We start from the raw sequence: 16,271 nt of genomic DNA, 5'->3' as shown, positions 1-16,271 counted from the left end.
TGCGGTTGCGAGAAGTGAATCGCGTGCCGTGTTGTCGACGGATGTCATGCTTGTTTTTCGGCGTGCAGCGTGGGGCCTGGGCGTGAGCCGCGCAGGCGAAAGTGAGTATAGGCGGAGAAAAAAATGCCATCGTTTCCGGCGCGCAAGTGCCCTCGCGCGTGACCAGCGCGCGTGGGCGAGCGTGCTATCCTGCACGCCATTGTTCGCCTCTTCCCCTTCACTACGCATGACGCTCCACGTCGATCACGCCTCACTCGCCAACACCACGTTTCGCAGCACCGCGCATCAGGAATGGGCCGCGAAACTCGAACTCGGCTTCGAGCGCCAGGGCGCGCGCACCGCGCTCACCCATCGCCTGCACGCGGGTCCGTTGCGCGTGCAACGGCCGCTCTACCCAGAAGGCGATGCGATCTGCCACGCGGTGATCGTGCATCCGCCCGCGGGGATTGCTGGCGGCGACCGGCTCGACATCGACGTGAACGTGGGCGATGGCGCTCACGCTGTACTCACCACGCCGGGCGCGACCAAGTGGTACAAGTCGAACGGCCGTGTGGCGCGCCAGCGCATCAATGTGCGCGTGGGCGCCGGCGCGAAGCTCGACTGGCTGCCGCAGAACAACCTCGTGTTCGATCACGCCCACGCCGAACTCGAATTCGCGCTCACGCTCGGCGCGGGGGCCACGGCCATTGGCTGGGACGCGACGCAACTGGGCCGGCAGGCCGCCGGCGAGCGCTGGTCGGCGGGCATGGTGCGGGCGCTCACGCGCGTGACGCGCGCAGCGCCGGAAAGCGACGGTGACGATCAACTGCTGTGGCTCGAACGCGCGCTCATCGACGCCAACGACCCGCTGCGCGACGCACCGCAAGGGCTCGCGGGCTACCCCGCGTTCGGCGTGCTGTGGGCGATTGGCCCGGCGTGCAACGAGGCGCTCGCGCAAGACCTCGCCGCGATCCTGCCCTTCGACGACGCGCAGCGATCGGGCGCGACCTGCATCGTGCCGGGCGTCCTGCTCGTGCGCGTGGTCGCGCGGTCGATGGAACCGCTGCAGCACACGCTCACGCAGTGCTGGACGGCGCTGCGTCCGTTCGTGCATGGCGTGAAGGCCGCGCCGCTGCGCTTGTGGACGACCTGAGCGCGCACCGCAGCGGTGCTCGTTAGCACTTCCACGCACAGTAGCGCAGCGCAGCAACGCCAATACGGTGCAAATCCGCCATTAAATTGGTGCATCGACGCTGTCCCCTTCATTGGCACACACCTTGCTGTGAGCTTGCATCGATTCGTGCGCGCCGCGCGCGAGGCCGCAAGCTGCGCGTAACCCGGCTCCCGTAAGCTGGGCCGACAGCCTTGCCCCAACCGACCCAGAACGATGAAGCTCACGCCACGCGAGAAAGACAAGCTCCTGATCTTCACCGCCGCGCTGCTCGCCGAAAGGCGCCGCGCCCGCGGCCTCAAACTCAACTACCCGGAAGCCGTCGCGTTCATCAGCGCGGCGCTCATGGAAGCGGCCCGCGACGGCAAGACCGTCGCCGAGGTCATGCACTACGGCACCACGCTGCTCACGCGCGACGACGTGATGGAAGGCGTGCCCGAGATGATCCCCGACATTCAGGTCGAAGCGACCTTCCCCGACGGCACCAAGCTCGTCACCGTTCACCATCCGATCCCCTGAGCCGGGAGGAGCCACCCATGATCCCCGGCGAAATGCTGATCGACGACGGCGAAATCGAACTCAACGCAGGCCGCGAGACCGTCACCGTGAAGGTGGCGAACACGGGCGACCGCCCCGTGCAGATCGGCTCGCACTTCCACTTCTACGAGGTCAACGACGCACTCGCGTTCGACCGTGATGCCGCGCGCGGCTTTCGCCTGAACATTGCAGCGGGCACGGCCGTGCGCTTCGAGCCAGGACAGGAGCGCACCGTGGAGCTCGTGGCGCTCGCGGGAGAGCGCGCCGTGTACGGCTTCAACGGCCGCGTAATGGGCCCGCTCTGAGCGCGGCCAGCGAATTCAGGCGAATTCATCAGGAATCCGACATGACATTGAAGATCGGCCGCCGCGCCTACGCGGAGATGTTCGGCCCCACCACCGGCGACCGCGTGCGCCTCGCCGATACCGAACTCATCATCGAGATCGAGCGCGACTACACCGTCTATGGCGACGAAGTGAAGTTCGGCGGCGGCAAGGTGATCCGCGACGGCATGGGACAGTCGCAGCGCACGCACGCGGAAGTCGCGGACACCGTCGTCACGAACGCCGTGATCATCGATCACTGGGGCATCGTGAAGGCCGACATCGGCATCAAGGACGGCCGCATCTGGAAGATCGGCAAGGCGGGCAACCCCGACGTGCAGCCGGGCGTGACGATTCCCATCGGCGCTTCGACCGAAGTGATCGCCGGTGAAGGCCAGATCGTCACCGCGGGCGGCATCGACACGCATATTCACTTCATCAGCCCGCAGCAGATCGACGAAGCGCTCGCCTCGGGCGTGACGACCATGCTGGGCGGCGGCACCGGCCCCGCCACGGGCACCAACGCGACCACCTGCACGCCGGGCCCGTGGCACATGGAGCGCATGCTCCAGGCCGCGGACGGCTGGCCAATCAACCTCGGCTTTCTCGGCAAGGGCAACGTGAGCTTGCCCAAACCCGCCGAAGAGCAGATCGCCGCGGGCGCGATTGGCCTCAAGCTGCACGAGGACTGGGGCTCGACGCCCGCCGCCATCGACAATTGCTTGAGCGTTGCGGACGCAACGGATACGCAGGTGGCCATTCACACCGACACGCTCAACGAGTCGGGCTTCGTGGAAGCGACCGTGGCCGCCTTCAAGGGCCGCACGATCCACACGTACCACACCGAAGGCGCGGGCGGCGGCCACGCGCCCGACATCATCAAGGTGTGCGGCGAAGCGAACGTCCTGCCCTCCTCGACGAACCCCACGCGCCCGTACACGATCAACACGCTCGACGAGCATCTCGACATGCTGATGGTGTGCCATCACCTCGATCCGTCGATTGCCGAAGACATTGCGTTTGCCGAGTCGCGCATCCGCCGCGAGACTATCGCCGCCGAGGACATCCTGCACGATCTCGGCGCACTGTCGATGCTCTCTTCGGATTCCCAGGCAATGGGCCGCGTGGGCGAGGTCATCATCCGCACGTGGCAGACCGCGCACAAGATGAAGGTGCAGCGCGGCGCGCTGCCCGGTGATAACGCGCGCCACGACAACTTCCGCGTGAAGCGCTACGTGGCGAAGTACACGATCAACCCTGCGCTCACGCATGGCATTGCGCATGAAGTAGGGTCGCTCGAGCCAGGCAAATGGGCCGACCTCGTGTTCTGGGAGCCGGCGTTCTTCGGCATCAAGCCTTCGCTCATCCTCAAGGGCGGCATGATCGCGCTCGCGCAGATGGGCGACCCGAACGCCTCGATTCCCACGCCGCAGCCCGTGCATTACCGCGAGATGTTCGCCACGCGCGGGCGGGCGCTCGCGCAAACGTCGCTCACCTTCGTTTCGCAGCTCTCGCTCGACAAGCGCATTCCCGAGCGCTATGGTCTGCAAAAGCGCGTGGTGGCGGTCCGCAACTGCCGCAGCGTGACGAAGGCCGACATGATTCACAATGCCTGGCAGCCCACGATCAGCGTCGATCCCGAAACGTACCAGGTCGTCGCCGACGGCCAGTTGCTCACCTGCGAGCCCGCCACGGTGCTGCCGATGGCACAGCGTTACTTCCTGTTCTAAAGTTTTAGCCATGCGCACGATCGACAAACGACTCAACGCGAAGCTCGCGCCGGTGCTCAGGCAGCGCGCGCCCACGCTCACGCTGCCTTATGACGCGCGCTGCAAGAGCCGCTTCGCGGCCACGCTCGACACCGGCGAGGAAGTGGGCGTGGTCATGCCGCGCGGCACCGTGCTGCGCGACGGCGACATGCTCGTGGCCGACGACGGCGGCCTCGTGCGCGTGATCGCGGCAGCCGAGAGCGTGCTGCGTGTACGCGCGCCCGATCGCCTCACGCTCACGCGCGCTGCGTATCACCTCGGCAATCGTCATACGCCGGTGGAAGTCGGCGCGGAGGAACTCAAGCTCGAAGCGGACCCCGTGCTCGAAGACATGCTCAAGCGCCTCGGCGCGCAAGTCGAGCGCGTGCAATTGCCGTTCCAGCCCGAATCGGGCGCGTACGGCGGCGGCCACCGCCACGGCCACGACGAAACCTTCGCCGACGACTACGCGCTTGCGCAACGCGTGTACGACGAACATCACGGACACGCGCATTCTCACGACCATTCGCAGGGTCACGCGCACCATCACGCTCATGGCGATGATCACGCGCACGACCACGAATGCGGACACGATCACGGTCATTGCGACGGCCACGCGCACGACCACAGCCATGAACATCGCTGAACTCACTGCCCTGCTGCATCTGGCTTCGCCGGCACTGCCCATTGGCGCGTTCAGCTACTCGCAGGGCCTCGAAGCCGCAATCGATGCGCAACTCGTGAAGGACGGCGACGACGCCGCGCATTGGATAGCGGGTGGCCTCGCGAACGTGCTCGCTTGCGGCGAGCTGCCCTTTTTGGCGCACCAGATGGAACGCTGGCGCGCGCATGACGCGCACGCGCTCATCGTGGCGAACGACGAATTCGTCGCGAGCCGCGAATCGTCGGAACTGCGGCGCGAAACCGCGCAGATGGGTTGGTCGCTGCGTCAGCTCTGCGCACAGCTCGAATGGGGCGATGCAGAGCGGCGCGCCACGCTGGAGCGGATGACGCCCATTGCGCAACCCACGGCCTTCGCATTCGCAGCATGGGCGCACGAGGCCGCGCCCGACGCCGCGCTCGCCGCCTACGCGTTTAGCTGGATCGAAAATCAAACGGCCGCCGCCCTCAAGGCCGTGCCGCTCGGCCAGCTTGCGGGGCAGCGCATTATCGTCGCGCTGCGGCCCGAAATCGAAACAGCCGTGGCGCGCGCGCTCGCCACGCCGCCCGAGGCGCTCAACACGTTTGCGCCGCAACTCGGCGTGCTCTCCGCGCGCCATGAATCGCAATACTCGCGGCTTTTCCGCTCCTGAACCTGATACCAACCATGAATTCGCACGCACCCAGCAAACGAACGAAGAAACTGCCGCCGCTGCGCGTCGGCGTGGGCGGCCCCGTCGGCTCCGGCAAGACGACCTTGCTCGAAATGCTCTGCAAGGCCATGCGCGAGCGCTACGACCTCGTCGCCATTACCAACGACATCTACACGAAGGAAGATCAGCGCCTGCTGACCGTTGCGGGCGCGCTGCCCGCCGAGCGCATCATGGGCGTCGAAACCGGCGGCTGCCCGCACACGGCGATCCGCGAAGACGCGTCGATCAACCTCGAAGCCGTCGACCAGATGCTCACGCGCTTTCCCGATGCGGACATCGTCTTCATCGAATCGGGCGGCGACAATCTCGCGGCGACCTTCAGCCCCGAGCTTTCTGACCTCACGATCTACGTGATCGACGTGGCGGGCGGCGAAAAGATCCCGCGCAAGGGCGGCCCCGGCATCACGAAGTCGGACCTGCTCGTCATCAACAAGACCGACCTCGCGCCGCTCGTGGGCGCAAATCTCGACATCATGGCCTCCGACGCGAAGAAGATGCGCGGCGAGCGGCCCTTCGTGATGTGCAATCTGAAGGCGCTCGACGGACTCGATCAGGTGATCGCGTTTATTGAAAAGCACGGCCTCCTGGTCGCATAAAACGCTAACGCAACACCGCCGATCTCTCAGATCGACGGATCGATGTAGGCGGCGTTCTTTACGATCCAGTCCGGGTTCAGGTGTGACCTGTCCTCATAGAGTGCCGACCATTTTCCCGTCACGCGGATGCACGCCTCATCCACACACAGGTCTGCGTCGGGGTCGATGATCAAGGCGTGATCGCGCTTGGCGAGCGCGATCAGTTCCTTGCGAACGCTCTGTTGCAGACCGTCTATTTTTACCCGTTGCTCAGCCTGGCCTGGGTCGAAACGCCCGATTCTCGCCAGGAATACATGTGGGTCAAACGGGTCACCTATCGGATTGTCGAGCAACACGTAGACCCGCTTGTGCTGCGCCTGCAACTCCCTGATTTCCCGATCAAGCTCGGCGAATGCTGCAGCCCTTCCTTCAGGCGCGGCCAGACTCACTTCCCTCCGGCCGCTCACCACGTAGTAAGCCGCGGTGTTGAAGTAGTAACTCCAATACCCGCCGATCACAACCGTCGTAATCCGGCTATTCGCGGCTTGCTCCAGCGCCTCGCGCCGGACCGACCAGCATTCCGAATCAGCCGGTAAATCGTGATTGAAAACATGCGCAATGGGCGGGCAAGCGGCTGCAACGGCAAAGATGGCGCCGTTTCGCGAAGCGTTGCGCGCTTCATCGTCGTAGATTCGCTCGGCATACTGAGCGACATGCGAATCGCCGAGAAAAAGCGTTGTGGACTTTCGGTCGTCGTGCAACGCATAGATGCCGTCTCGAACCTGTCCATCGGGTGTCCGCGACGCGAGGAAGTCCCAACCCGTGTGCGTTGCAAGGTTGACAGCGTCGATGCGGGGTTGGATGAGCGCGTTCTTGATCGCCACGCCGCTAGCCAGCATCAGCGCGAGGCCGAGAGACAAGAGAAGCGCCATTCGATTCGCAGAGCGATGCCAGCGAATTGGCCTCTCGACATAACGGTGCGTGAGCCAGGCCAGTAAGATTGAAACCAACACCACCGCAATCTTCGTGGGGTGGCCATTATCCGGCCAGACCAGATGCGCAAACGACAACAATGGCCAATGCCACAAATAAAGCGGGTAGCTAATCAGACCGCAAGTCACGAAGGGTCGGCTCGATAGCAGCGTGCGATTGATCCACGCACCTGAACCCGCTGCAATGACGAGGAAAGTGCCCATCGTCGGCAGCAATGCCCACAATCCCGGGAACGGGCGCTCATGATTGATCAGCAGGAAGCCCGAGAGCAAGAGACCCGCTCCGAGCGCACAGAGCACGTTGCCGTGCCGGGCGATCAGTTCCGGGCGACGCAAAGCGATATAGGCAAGCGAGCCCCCGACCATGAGTTCCCAGAAGCGGGAAAGCGGTGAGTAGAAGGCAGCAACCGGATCCCGCGAGGCAAGCCATACGCTAATGCCAAAGGACATTGCAATGATCACGCCATTCACGACCGTGAATCGCCAGCGATGCGTCCATGCGTAACTCAAAAGCAGGGGCCAGAATATGTAGTATTGCTCTTCGACCGCAAGACTCCAGAGGTGCAACAAGGGTTTTGCCTCGTGGCCGCTATCGAAGTAACCGCTCTCGCCCCACAAGACAAAGTTCTGGACGAAGGACGTCCCACCGACAAGGTGTTTCCCGAGTTGCCGGTATTCGTCACGCATGAGCACAAGCCAACCAGCAGACGCACAGAAGAGCATCACGACAAGCAGTGCCGGGAAAATTCGCCGAATTCGTTTCCCATAAAACTCTGCAATGCTAAATTTTTCGCGCTCGAGATTGGACAGGATGATGGTGGTAATGAGATATCCGGATATGACGAAGAAAACATCAACCCCGATAAAACCGCCCGCCATTCGGCTTGGAAACGCATGAAAGAGAATCACTCCTATCACTGCGATCGCTCGCAATCCGTCGACGTGGGGACGATATTCATGCGCCGCTGCGCTGCGGATCACGGCTCGATCCGGCGATCTGTCGACGATCTCCGTCGCGGACGGAACCGGCAGCACTTGCGGGGTAGTCGTCGGTGACATGAGCTGTCCTTCGATGACTGCATATCGGCGAGTCGAACACCAATGACACCGATATTGAGCAACGCGTTCCTTACGCACACGTGGCTCGAACGCAAATCAACCACGTGAACCCAGTACACCTGCGCTCAGGATTGAGCGTATGTGCGCACGCGTACGCATCGTTTCGTATCAAGCAACGCAAAGGCGCGACCCTTTCATGTGCCCATACATCGCCCTTCATGCGTCTATAAATTGCCCTTCACGCAGGCGCATTTGACTCTTTCAAAAAGCGAACTTTCAGATAACAGACAAACGCCTCGCGACGAAAAGTGACGGATGCCGTGTTAGGCCTGCCGAATTAACTCGTGTACCGGTGGTCTGCACGGTCAAGCCCCGCGTTCGGCGCTGTCGCGCGAGGTTGTACCGGTAGGGCTTCGGTGGCGCATTCCCGGGCTCGCGCTCTTTGCATAGACCCCGCGATTCAGCGATCACCGTGAAATAGATAGCTTTCCTATTAAATTCGGTGAAGCCGGGTAGTCACGGTTGAGATTGCTATCAGTTTGTTCACAGCCGCTCTCGCACCTGCAGAGTCCGCGCGCAAGAGAAGAAGTCGTAGCAAGGACGCGGAGCGCACGTATAGCACGGCAGTCGGGTCGCCCACGAACTCGAGCGCCGCTGTTGCACGAATGCGCTGCGCCAGGTTCACCAGATGAACTGACCTGGCGAAGTAGGCTGCGCGCGCTGCAGCAAGAGACAGCGCAGCGCGATCGGATGCGGCGCGGCTGGACGGCGAGTGCGCCAACCGCACGGTGGCATAATAGCCCTTGGTCAAAGGATACGGATGTTGCGGGCATGCTCATGCAGAGTGAAAAAAGGAAAGACGAAACGATCCGTGCTTTTATAAATAAAAGCCTTCGCGTTCCTCATCCGGAGATTATTCAGGATGAGGTTGAGAATCTCTCTTTCTACAAGAAGATTTCACTTTTTAAAAAACAGCTGCATAAATGGTCGATACTTGCCCTTCACCGGCAACTCGGTCTGTACACAGAAGTCGCCGACTTGCGTGCCGGCGCCCGGATTTTATTGGTGTATAGCGGCGTCAACAACATCGGCGACGCGTTGATGGATCTTTCGGGGCGTGCGCTGGTTGGCGGCACTCCGTACAAGCTGGATGTACTGCTCGACCCGTCTCTGGCCGAGCTCTTTCGGCATGACCGGTTCTTTTCGAATATCTACACGGATTTTCGCGAAGTCGATTTTGGCGAATACGATTTCGTCATACTGAACAAACTGGGAATTCGCGTAATCAAGGAGAAGGCCAGACATGCGAGTCAATCCAGATTCACGAGCCTGATCGGATGGTACGCAGGGCGGAATTACAATCACATACAATTCAGCTACTACGCGTTCAACAAGATTCTGAAATGCGGGATCGACGATAGGGACCTGTTTGAAAATTCGCGTCTGGTTCTCGACGCGCCCAGGTGTGATGATTTCCCATCGGAAAGCGGTGCCGGGAGAGTCGCCATTTCTGTCGGCGGCCGTGAATCGCACCGTATCTACGGTAAATGGGCAAACGTTCTAGCCAGTCTTGACAACGATGATGAGTTGTCGCGTTTTGAGTATGTCCTGGTCGGGTCGGATAATGGACTCAAGGAAGCCAACGATCTGATCGGCATGCAATTCAGGCACTTGAGGTTGACCTCGTTGGTTGGCAAATTGAAGATCCATGAATGCTTTTCCCTGTTAGGCCAAAGCAGGCTTTTTGTCGGGGCGGATGGCGGGCTTCTGCATATTGCGCATGCGGCAGGCGCACCGACCATCGCCTTGTTTAGCAATGACATTGATCCAAGAACCCGCTACGTCGAGAACGATTTTTTCAAATGCTCTCCACTGACGGGGGCTAGTGATGTGACGAGCATCGCCCCAGAAGATGTGGTCGACGTCATGAGAGCTGTTCTGCTGGGGTGAATCGTGAGATTCGCTGACATCGTCTCGCTTTCTTGCCGGCCGTTTCTTTGGCGCACCGACTAAGCAGTGAACGAGCCGCCTCATTGAGGTGCGGCGAACGCCGTGGAACTGAGCGGGTTACGCGCTACCGCGCACGAAGTCATACATCCGGGACGAGCGCCTGGATAACGTCCACCGTGCGCGCCGTCGCGCCGCGGTGGCGCGACGCGAATGCCGCCGCAGCCGCGCCCATGGCAACCCGGCGCGGTTTGTCGTTGAAGAGTTCGCGCAAGGCGCGCGCGAGATCGGCGGGGTCCTGAACCTGCAGGGCTGCGCCTGCGGCCGTGGCGTCGGCGGTGGCCTGCGTGAAGTTGAACACGTGCGGCCCGATCAGCACCGGCACGCCCACGGCGCACGCTTCGATCAGGTTCTGGCCGCCGAGCGGCAAGAGACTGCCGCCGATAAACGCGAGGTCGGCGGCCGCGTAGTAAGCGCCCATCTCCCCCATCGAATCGCCGAGCAGAACGCTCACGTCCTGCGGCAACACACGCACGCCCTCATGCGCCGAGGCCGCGGCAGCTGCGGCCGGCGCCCAGCGCGAGCGCCGCTCGAGCTTGAAGTTCTTGCGCTCCACGAGCGCCGCCACTTCGTCGAAGCGCTGCGGATGGCGCGGCACGAGGATCAGCAGCGCGTCCGGTACGTTCAGTGCAGCGAAAGCCTGCAGCACGAGTTCCTCTTCGCCTTCACGCGTGCTCGCCGCGACCCACACCGGCCGCTCGCCAATCGCGCGCCGCCATTCGCGGCCGCGCGCGATCAGCGCCGGCGGGCTCGCCATGTCGAACTTGAGGTTGCCGAGCACCGCCACGTTGCGTGCGCCGAGTGCGGTGAGGCGCTCCGCGTCCGAGGGGCTTTGCGCAAGCACGCGCGTAAAGCCGCCGAACACCTCGCGCGCGCCCGCACCGAACTTTGCCGCGCGCTTGAACGAGCGCGCCGACATGCGCGCGTTGGTGAGCACGAGTGGCACGTCGGCACGCTTGCATTCGTCGATGAGCGTGGGCCAGACCTCGGTTTCCATCACGAGACCGAGTGACGGCCGCCATGCGCGCAGGAAGCGGCGCACCGCGTGCGGCATGTCGTACGGCAGATAGCAGCGCAGCACGCGATCGCCGAAGAGCTGCTCGCCGGTGGCGCGGCCGCCCGGCGTCATGTGCGTGAGCAGAACGCGCGCGTCGGGGCGCGCCGCCAGCAGCGCGTCGACGAGCGGCTGCGCCGCGCGGGTCTCGCCCACGGAGACGGCATGCACCCAGATGAGCGGCGCGTCGTCTTCAGGCAAGCGCCCTGCCGAATAGCCGAAACGCTCGCCGATATGCTCGCGATAGCCGCGCTCGCGGCGCGAGCGAATGAGTAGCCGCAGCACCGCGAGCGGTGCAATGAGCCACCAGGCCGCGCGATAAATCGCTCTCAGCATCGGGCCCCCGCGACGGCCAGGGTCATGCAAAACGCCGCGGCCGCGCGGCTGGAGGCGTCGGTTGGCACGTTGGTCGGCACGTCAGTTGGCACGTCAGTTGGCACGTCAATCGGCAGGCTCATTGCGTGTGGATTCAAACCAGTTCCTTGCCCTTGAGGCGTTCGAGGATGCCGAGCGGCGCCCATTCGGGATGCACCATGTCCTTCACCGGCAGGAAGAAGGTCTGCTCCATCATGAACTGACCTGACATCACGGCATGCGAAGTGTGATCGGAGAAGCACACCCACACGCTGCCAGGCGGAAAGCCGATGGTCTCCTGCGGGCACGCCTTCTGATAGCCGAGATCGGCCTTCATGCCGTCGTGGAGGTTGAGCATCAGGTGGTCGTACTCGCTGCGCGGCGACTTCGTGATGTGCAGCAGATTCTGCAGCCACGCCGAGCCCGGAAACTGCGGCTTGATGTTCGGCAGGAAGCGCTTGGCCATCTCCTCGAACGGCTCGCCCACGCGCCACACGCGCGGCACGCCGTCCGGGTTGACGTTGGTGAACACGCGCAGGATGCGCTCGCCGTAGTTCGGGCGCGAGGGAAACGCATCCACGTGCAGGCGCGAATCGTCCTTGCGCCACGAGGTCTCACGCGTTTCCACCTGGTGCAGACGCAGGCTCGTGGGCGCCACGCGCAGCTTGCCGGTGTACTCGGGAAAGAGGCCGTCTACCAGCGTGCGAGCGCACGTCTGGTAACGCGCGATCAACGCGCGCACAGCCGACTGCGTGACGGCGTCGCCGAGCACGCCATGCAGCGCGCCGCCGTTGGGGTCGAGGCTGATGTTCTTGCGCTTGGGGTCGGCGATCGCGGGGTCGAGCAGCGCGCGCTCGCCGCCTTCGATCGCAAAGGCCAGGTTCGGAAAATACAGCACCTTGCCCTGCTCGACGGCGTCGAGCAGCGTCTCGCGCGGTTGCGAGAGTTGCTGGCCGTGCCAATCGGCGGAAGTGATTTCGATGATCTGGGATTCGTTCATGGTCGCCCCTGGAAGCGATGGATCTGATTGCCTGCCGGCGCGGTGCGAGCGTGGCGCGGCTCGTTGCCCGCCTTTTTTCAACTCGCGCGGCTCATGCCGGCCAAGCCCTGGCGCCCGCTTGTGCACATTCGTGCACCCTCGTGCGCGCCGATTCTTATACCCGCAGCCTCCCGGGTGTGCCTTGACGCGCCGCAGCCCCTCAGTCTGTCTGGCGCCCACGCTGCGGCGGCACGCCGCTACAGCAACCCGAAGCCCGCCAGCGCGCCCTTCACCTGCGCGAGCGTTGGCGGCTGGCCTGCCGTACCCAGATTGACGACGTTCGGCGACCAGTAGCCGCCCGTGCGCCAGGCGGTCGCGAAATTGTACAACTCGACAGTCGGGCGCTTCAGCGCGGCCGCGATATGCACGAGACCCGTGTCCACGCCCACCGTGGCCGCCGCGCCGTCGATCAGGCCGACCACGGCCGGCAGCGAGAGTTTGGGCGGCACGATTGCCGCTTCGCCGAATTCGCGCGCGAGGCGCTCGCTGGTGGCGCGCTCGCCCTCGCTGCCCCAGGGCAGCACGAGCGACGCACCACGCCGCACGAGCGCCTGTCCCAGCTCGATCCAGTGCTGGTCAGGCCACTGCTTGTCGGCACGCGACGTGGCGTGCACGAACACCACATAGGGCACCGGCAGATTCAGCCCCACTTCCGCGAGCGCCTGGGCGGCGCGGTAGGTGTCGAGGCCGAAGTCGATGTCGTCGGTGCTCGAGGGCGGCGCGAGATCGAGCGCGCCCGCAACCAGTTGGCGCGTGCGCTCGACCACGTGGGTGCGCGGCTCGATGCGGATCGAGCGGTCGTAGAAGAAACGCACGGGCCATTCGTAGCCCGCGCCGTCGGTGCGGTTGCCGAGGCCGACTAGCGGCCCGCGCGCCCAGCTCGCGACCCAGGCCGTCTTGATGAGCCCCTGGCAGTCGATCACGAGGTCGTACTTCTCGGCCGCGAGTGCGCGCCGGAAAGCGCCGATCTCGCGCCAGTTGGCGCTCGAGAAGAGCCTCTTGCGCCAGCGGCGCAGCGAGAACGGAATCGCGCGGCGCACGCCCTCCACGAGCTCGACGAGCGACTGGAAGCTCTCTTCGACGAGCCAGTCGATCTGCGCGTCGGGATACCGCCGCCGGATATCGGCGATGACGGGCATGTTGTGGACGACGTCGCCAAGCGACGACACGCGCACGATGAGGATCTTTTGCACGCTCAAGGCAATTTGTGCGGACGAATGAAAAAGGTCCGCAATTTTAGCGCGCCGGGCGAAGATAAGCGAAAAAGGGGGGAGAAAGCGCGGGCATGTGCGCCACTCCCCCCAAAGGCCTCGGGGCCCATAAAAGCCGCCGCCGCGGAAACCGGTATCGAGGCGCAAGCGGCGCGCCGCTTGCGCTCCGCGGCGGCAAACCTTTCTTACTGGACCAGTCTTGGCGGCGTGTACGCCCCGTAACTTGGCCCAACCCCTCCCGAATTCGCTGTCTCGCAATGGCTCATGTCGTTGGACATCTGTGCCAGCACGTAGGGCGTAGAGCCGTTGCTCGCATCGAGAATGTGCAGACAGGCAAATGCCAGAACCGGCTGAAAGCCGCTCGTCTGCGGATCGTTCACGACAACCACCGTCGCCCAGGCGCATTGCCCATTGCCCGCAGCGCTACAAGCGGCCGTGTCCTTGAAGATCGAGTTTTTCTCGCCGGTCTGAATCCACGTTCCCGGCGACCCACCCACAGAGAACGTCGTGCTGTTGCCATTTGTCAACAGGCTACTGGCATAGCTGGCACTGTTGTCGTTGACGTTAAACGTCGTCCACTGGCCGGATTGACAGGTTCCGTATTGATAGCTGGATCCGATCTGAAAAATGTACGGCTGTCCCGCAACCTGAGGCGTCGAAAAGCCAGACACGGTGCCGCTGGTGGGCGAGAGCATCGGCGAATTGGTCGACGAATTCCAGTAGTTGTTGTACAGGCACTGCGACATCGCCATGGGAAAGAGCCCGCCAGGTCCCACGTTGCCGGGCGAGGACAGCACGGCCGTCGCCACCGCACTGGCTTTGAGGACGCTGACGCCGAACACGCTGCTCAGAAAGCCCGTGACCGAGCCGTTCGCGTTCGAGCCGTCTTTGCGGATGGTCACCTGTACGGCAGCCAGGTCGTTCGCTCCCGGTGTGAACGGCAGTGCCTCGAGGCCATACGGCGTTCCAGTAGCGTTCCAGTATCCGGTCGCCACCGTACTCGCCTGCACATAGGCGCCCTGGACCCGGTTGGTCGCGTTTGACGTCGAGAACGTCGACGCTGTCGCTGACGCCGTCGTGAAATCGGGCTGGGTAGCGGAGCTGTTGCCGCACTCGGTGCGCGGTTTCAGACAACCCGCACCGGCCAGCGCGGCCGCATCAGCCGCATTCTGGAGTTCGCTTCGAGCGACCATCAGATTGCCGATGTCGATGGCCAGCGCCGCGGTTCCCAACAGAAAGACCATGAACACCGCAACCGTGATGGCCACCGCCCCTTTCTGCTTCCGTCTGCTCCCCGTGCGCATGATTGTCCCCTTTATTCGTTGTTCATGACGGTCGTGGCGGACAGCGTAAGTGCACCCGTGATGGGGGCCACCATTCGTCCGAGCGCCAATCCGTTGTACGTATAGGAGACGGTCACCGAAAGCGGTTGACCGAAATTGCCGCCGGCGCCAGTCGTCACGACCGTAGGCGTATTCTGCGTTCCGAACGTCAGCAGGTAGCTCGACGTGTAATTCGTCACGACCGTCTGGACGTCGCTGGCCGTTGGCTTCGGGCTCTTCAGCACGACTCCGGCGCGGGCGCCTTCCCGGCTGGCATTGGTAATCACCGCCTTGTCGTAAAGGAACAAGCCCATTTCGATGATGCCGAACAGCAAGATCAGCAGCACCGGCAGCACGAGAGCAAATTCCACTGCAGCCACGCCGCGCTGGCCGCGCCTGCCGGGCCTGCGCCGCGGGCTCGCTGGGCCCCTATTTCCCCGTCCCGGGCCTAACGGAAGTGACGGCGCGCCGGTCTTTGCAGTTTTCATAACATCCCCCGATTGAATCGCCCGTACAGGGCTTGCTCTATTCATGTCGCGCGTTCCAGCCCACTACTAGCCGCCGTTCATGGTCGGCAGCATCGTCCGATAGATATGCAGCATCGCCGGCCCCATCAGCACCACCATCAGCGCCGGAAAGATGCAGAACATCAACGGAAAGAGCAGCTTGAGCGCGATTTTTGCGGCCTTTTCTTCTGCAAGCATGCGACGGCGCGTGCGCAGCGTATCCGAGAGCACGCGCAGCGAATCGCCGATGCTGGTGCCGAAACGCTCGGCCTGGATCAGCATCGTGCTGAAGGAGTCGACGTCTTCCACACCCGTGCGCATGGCGAGGTTGCGCAACGCCTTTTCCTTCGAATAGCCCGAGCGCATCTCCAGAAGCGTGAGGTCCAGTTCGTCGGCGACCACTGCGCTGCGCAACCTGATCTCCTCCGCTACGCGCATCAATGCGGCATCGAGACCGAGGCCCGCTTCGACGCAGACCGTCAGCAGATCGATGGCGTCGGGGAAGTCCTCGAAGATCGCGCGCTTGCGTTGCGCGACGAAGCGCGCGAGCGCAAGCCCCGGCAAGTAGTAGCCGAACACCACAAGCGACACGAGAACGACTGCGAAGCGTGTAACCGAACTGGCCGCCCCGCCGCCGCTAATCATCCACATGGCCGCAAGCGTGGGCAACAACAGTGCCAACACGGTGCGAGTGCCGAAAAAAATCGCCACGGCACCCGGCGAGCGCCAGCCCGCGTTCATCAGGCGTACGCGCAGCGCCGAAACTTCCCAGCCCTCCTTGGGCGTCGAGAGCCGGGAAAGCGGCTCGGAAATCTGCACGAGCTTTTCGTACCAGGCCTCGTTGGTGGCATCCGGCTGCATACCAGGAACAGGTGAGCCGCGAGCGCCGCCCACTTGTTCAATGCGCCGCCGCATGGTCCTCGGTGCAAGGACATACATGCCGGCCAGAGACAGGCCGAATACGCAGGCAAACAGACAGATCAGCAACAACAACCGCGTCGAATCGATCGCTAACATGACT

The 16,271-nt window shown here is 63.4% G+C and carries 15 protein-coding genes; 8 read left to right on the top strand and 7 right to left on the bottom strand.

Annotated features, from left to right (window positions below; translation table 11 throughout):
* The first annotated feature begins 226 nt into the window (after positions 1–226).
* The 7 genes from U5A65_RS23845 to ureG all read left to right on the top strand — a co-directional run bounded on the left by U5A65_RS23845 (position 227) and on the right by ureG (position 5,727).
* Positions 227–1,132, top strand: a complete 906-nt coding sequence (locus tag U5A65_RS23845) for an urease accessory protein UreD (protein WP_321912804.1) — start codon at positions 227–229, stop codon at positions 1,130–1,132.
* Between the two features lie 234 nt (positions 1,133–1,366).
* Entirely contained in the window at positions 1,367–1,669 is a 303-nt protein-coding gene (gene ureA, locus U5A65_RS23840) for an urease subunit gamma (RefSeq protein WP_017773123.1), read from the top strand.
* 17 nt (positions 1,670–1,686) lie between these two features.
* Positions 1,687–1,992, top strand: a complete 306-nt coding sequence (locus tag U5A65_RS23835) for an urease subunit beta (protein WP_321947775.1) — start codon at positions 1,687–1,689, stop codon at positions 1,990–1,992.
* Positions 1,993–2,033: 41 nt separating this feature from the next.
* Positions 2,034–3,740: an urease subunit alpha gene (gene ureC / locus U5A65_RS23830; protein ID WP_321912807.1), complete on the top strand. Its 1,707-nt coding sequence runs from the start codon at positions 2,034–2,036 to the stop codon at positions 3,738–3,740.
* Positions 3,741–3,750: 10 nt separating this feature from the next.
* Positions 3,751–4,404 (top strand): urease accessory protein UreE, encoded by a 654-nt coding sequence (ureE, locus tag U5A65_RS23825; protein WP_321912809.1) that lies wholly within the window; start codon positions 3,751–3,753, stop codon positions 4,402–4,404.
* Positions 4,391–5,071 carry an urease accessory protein UreF gene (locus U5A65_RS23820; protein ID WP_321947773.1) on the top strand — a complete coding sequence of 227 codons (681 nt, stop codon included), beginning with the start codon at positions 4,391–4,393 and terminating at the stop codon, positions 5,069–5,071. Before ureE ends, U5A65_RS23820 begins: the two co-directional genes overlap by 14 nt.
* A 14-nt stretch (positions 5,072–5,085) precedes the next feature.
* On the top strand, positions 5,086–5,727 hold the full coding sequence (gene ureG / locus U5A65_RS23815; RefSeq protein ID WP_321912811.1) for an urease accessory protein UreG: 642 nt from the start codon (positions 5,086–5,088) through the stop codon (positions 5,725–5,727).
* A 26-nt stretch (positions 5,728–5,753) separates the two neighbouring features.
* Here ureG and U5A65_RS23810 read toward each other — a convergent pair whose 3' ends face one another.
* The gene (locus U5A65_RS23810; RefSeq protein ID WP_321947771.1) at positions 5,754–7,757 is read right to left on the bottom strand and encodes an acyltransferase family protein; all 2,004 of its coding nucleotides are present in this window, start codon (positions 7,755–7,757) and stop codon (positions 5,754–5,756) included.
* Between the two features lie 657 nt (positions 7,758–8,414).
* On the opposite strand from U5A65_RS23810, the gene U5A65_RS23805 reads away from it, so the two are divergent.
* The gene (locus U5A65_RS23805; RefSeq protein WP_321947769.1) at positions 8,415–9,707 is read left to right on the top strand and encodes a glycosyltransferase family 9 protein; all 1,293 of its coding nucleotides are present in this window, start codon (positions 8,415–8,417) and stop codon (positions 9,705–9,707) included.
* A 139-nt stretch (positions 9,708–9,846) separates the two neighbouring features.
* Here the strand turns inward: U5A65_RS23805 and waaA are convergent, their stop codons facing one another.
* The 6 genes from waaA to U5A65_RS23775 all read right to left on the bottom strand — a co-directional run bounded on the left by waaA (position 9,847) and on the right by U5A65_RS23775 (position 16,267).
* Positions 9,847–11,154, bottom strand: a complete 1,308-nt coding sequence (gene waaA, locus U5A65_RS23800; RefSeq protein ID WP_321947767.1) for a lipid IV(A) 3-deoxy-D-manno-octulosonic acid transferase — start codon at positions 11,152–11,154, stop codon at positions 9,847–9,849.
* A gap of 133 nt (positions 11,155–11,287) precedes the next feature.
* Positions 11,288–12,172 carry a Kdo hydroxylase family protein gene (locus tag U5A65_RS23795; RefSeq protein WP_321947765.1) on the bottom strand — a complete coding sequence of 295 codons (885 nt, stop codon included), beginning with the start codon at positions 12,170–12,172 and terminating at the stop codon, positions 11,288–11,290.
* Between the two features lie 236 nt (positions 12,173–12,408).
* Positions 12,409–13,410 carry a lipopolysaccharide heptosyltransferase I gene (gene waaC / locus U5A65_RS23790; protein ID WP_321947763.1) on the bottom strand — a complete coding sequence of 334 codons (1,002 nt, stop codon included), beginning with the start codon at positions 13,408–13,410 and terminating at the stop codon, positions 12,409–12,411.
* A gap of 197 nt (positions 13,411–13,607) precedes the next feature.
* A complete protein-coding gene (locus tag U5A65_RS23785; RefSeq protein ID WP_321912821.1) occupies positions 13,608–14,690 on the bottom strand; it encodes a pilus assembly protein TadG-related protein in 1,083 nt (360 codons plus the stop codon).
* Between the two features lie 47 nt (positions 14,691–14,737).
* Positions 14,738–15,115, bottom strand: a complete 378-nt coding sequence (locus U5A65_RS23780; RefSeq protein WP_321912823.1) for a TadE family protein — start codon at positions 15,113–15,115, stop codon at positions 14,738–14,740.
* 183 nt (positions 15,116–15,298) lie between these two features.
* On the bottom strand, positions 15,299–16,267 hold the full coding sequence (locus U5A65_RS23775; protein WP_321912825.1) for a type II secretion system F family protein: 969 nt from the start codon (positions 16,265–16,267) through the stop codon (positions 15,299–15,301).
* Positions 16,268–16,271 lie beyond the last annotated feature (4 nt).

The organism is Paraburkholderia sp. J10-1 (assembly GCF_905220165.1).
Taxonomy (GTDB): Bacteria; Pseudomonadota; Gammaproteobacteria; order Burkholderiales; family Burkholderiaceae; genus Paraburkholderia.
Note: the sequence above shows the minus strand (reverse complement) of the source record. Positions and strands in the feature narration are given on the sequence as shown.

Excerpts from the sequence above, each read along its gene's own strand:
- waaA (WP_321947767.1), bottom strand. The coding sequence starts at position 11,154 with ATGCTGAGAGCGATTTATCGCGCGGCCTGGTGGCTCATTGCACCGCTC.
- ureA (WP_017773123.1), top strand. The coding sequence starts at position 1,367 with ATGAAGCTCACGCCACGCGAGAAAGACAAGCTCCTGATCTTCACCGCC.
- U5A65_RS23795 (WP_321947765.1), bottom strand. The coding sequence starts at position 12,172 with ATGAACGAATCCCAGATCATCGAAATCACTTCCGCCGATTGGCACGGC.
- ureC (WP_321912807.1), top strand. The coding sequence starts at position 2,034 with ATGACATTGAAGATCGGCCGCCGCGCCTACGCGGAGATGTTCGGCCCC.
- U5A65_RS23820 (WP_321947773.1), top strand. The coding sequence starts at position 4,391 with ATGAACATCGCTGAACTCACTGCCCTGCTGCATCTGGCTTCGCCGGCA.
- U5A65_RS23835 (WP_321947775.1), top strand. The coding sequence starts at position 1,687 with ATGATCCCCGGCGAAATGCTGATCGACGACGGCGAAATCGAACTCAAC.
- ureG (WP_321912811.1), top strand. The coding sequence starts at position 5,086 with ATGAATTCGCACGCACCCAGCAAACGAACGAAGAAACTGCCGCCGCTG.
- U5A65_RS23845 (WP_321912804.1), top strand. The coding sequence starts at position 227 with ATGACGCTCCACGTCGATCACGCCTCACTCGCCAACACCACGTTTCGC.
- ureE (WP_321912809.1), top strand. The coding sequence starts at position 3,751 with ATGCGCACGATCGACAAACGACTCAACGCGAAGCTCGCGCCGGTGCTC.
- U5A65_RS23810 (WP_321947771.1), bottom strand. The coding sequence starts at position 7,757 with ATGTCACCGACGACTACCCCGCAAGTGCTGCCGGTTCCGTCCGCGACG.
- U5A65_RS23775 (WP_321912825.1), bottom strand. The coding sequence starts at position 16,267 with ATGTTAGCGATCGATTCGACGCGGTTGTTGTTGCTGATCTGTCTGTTT.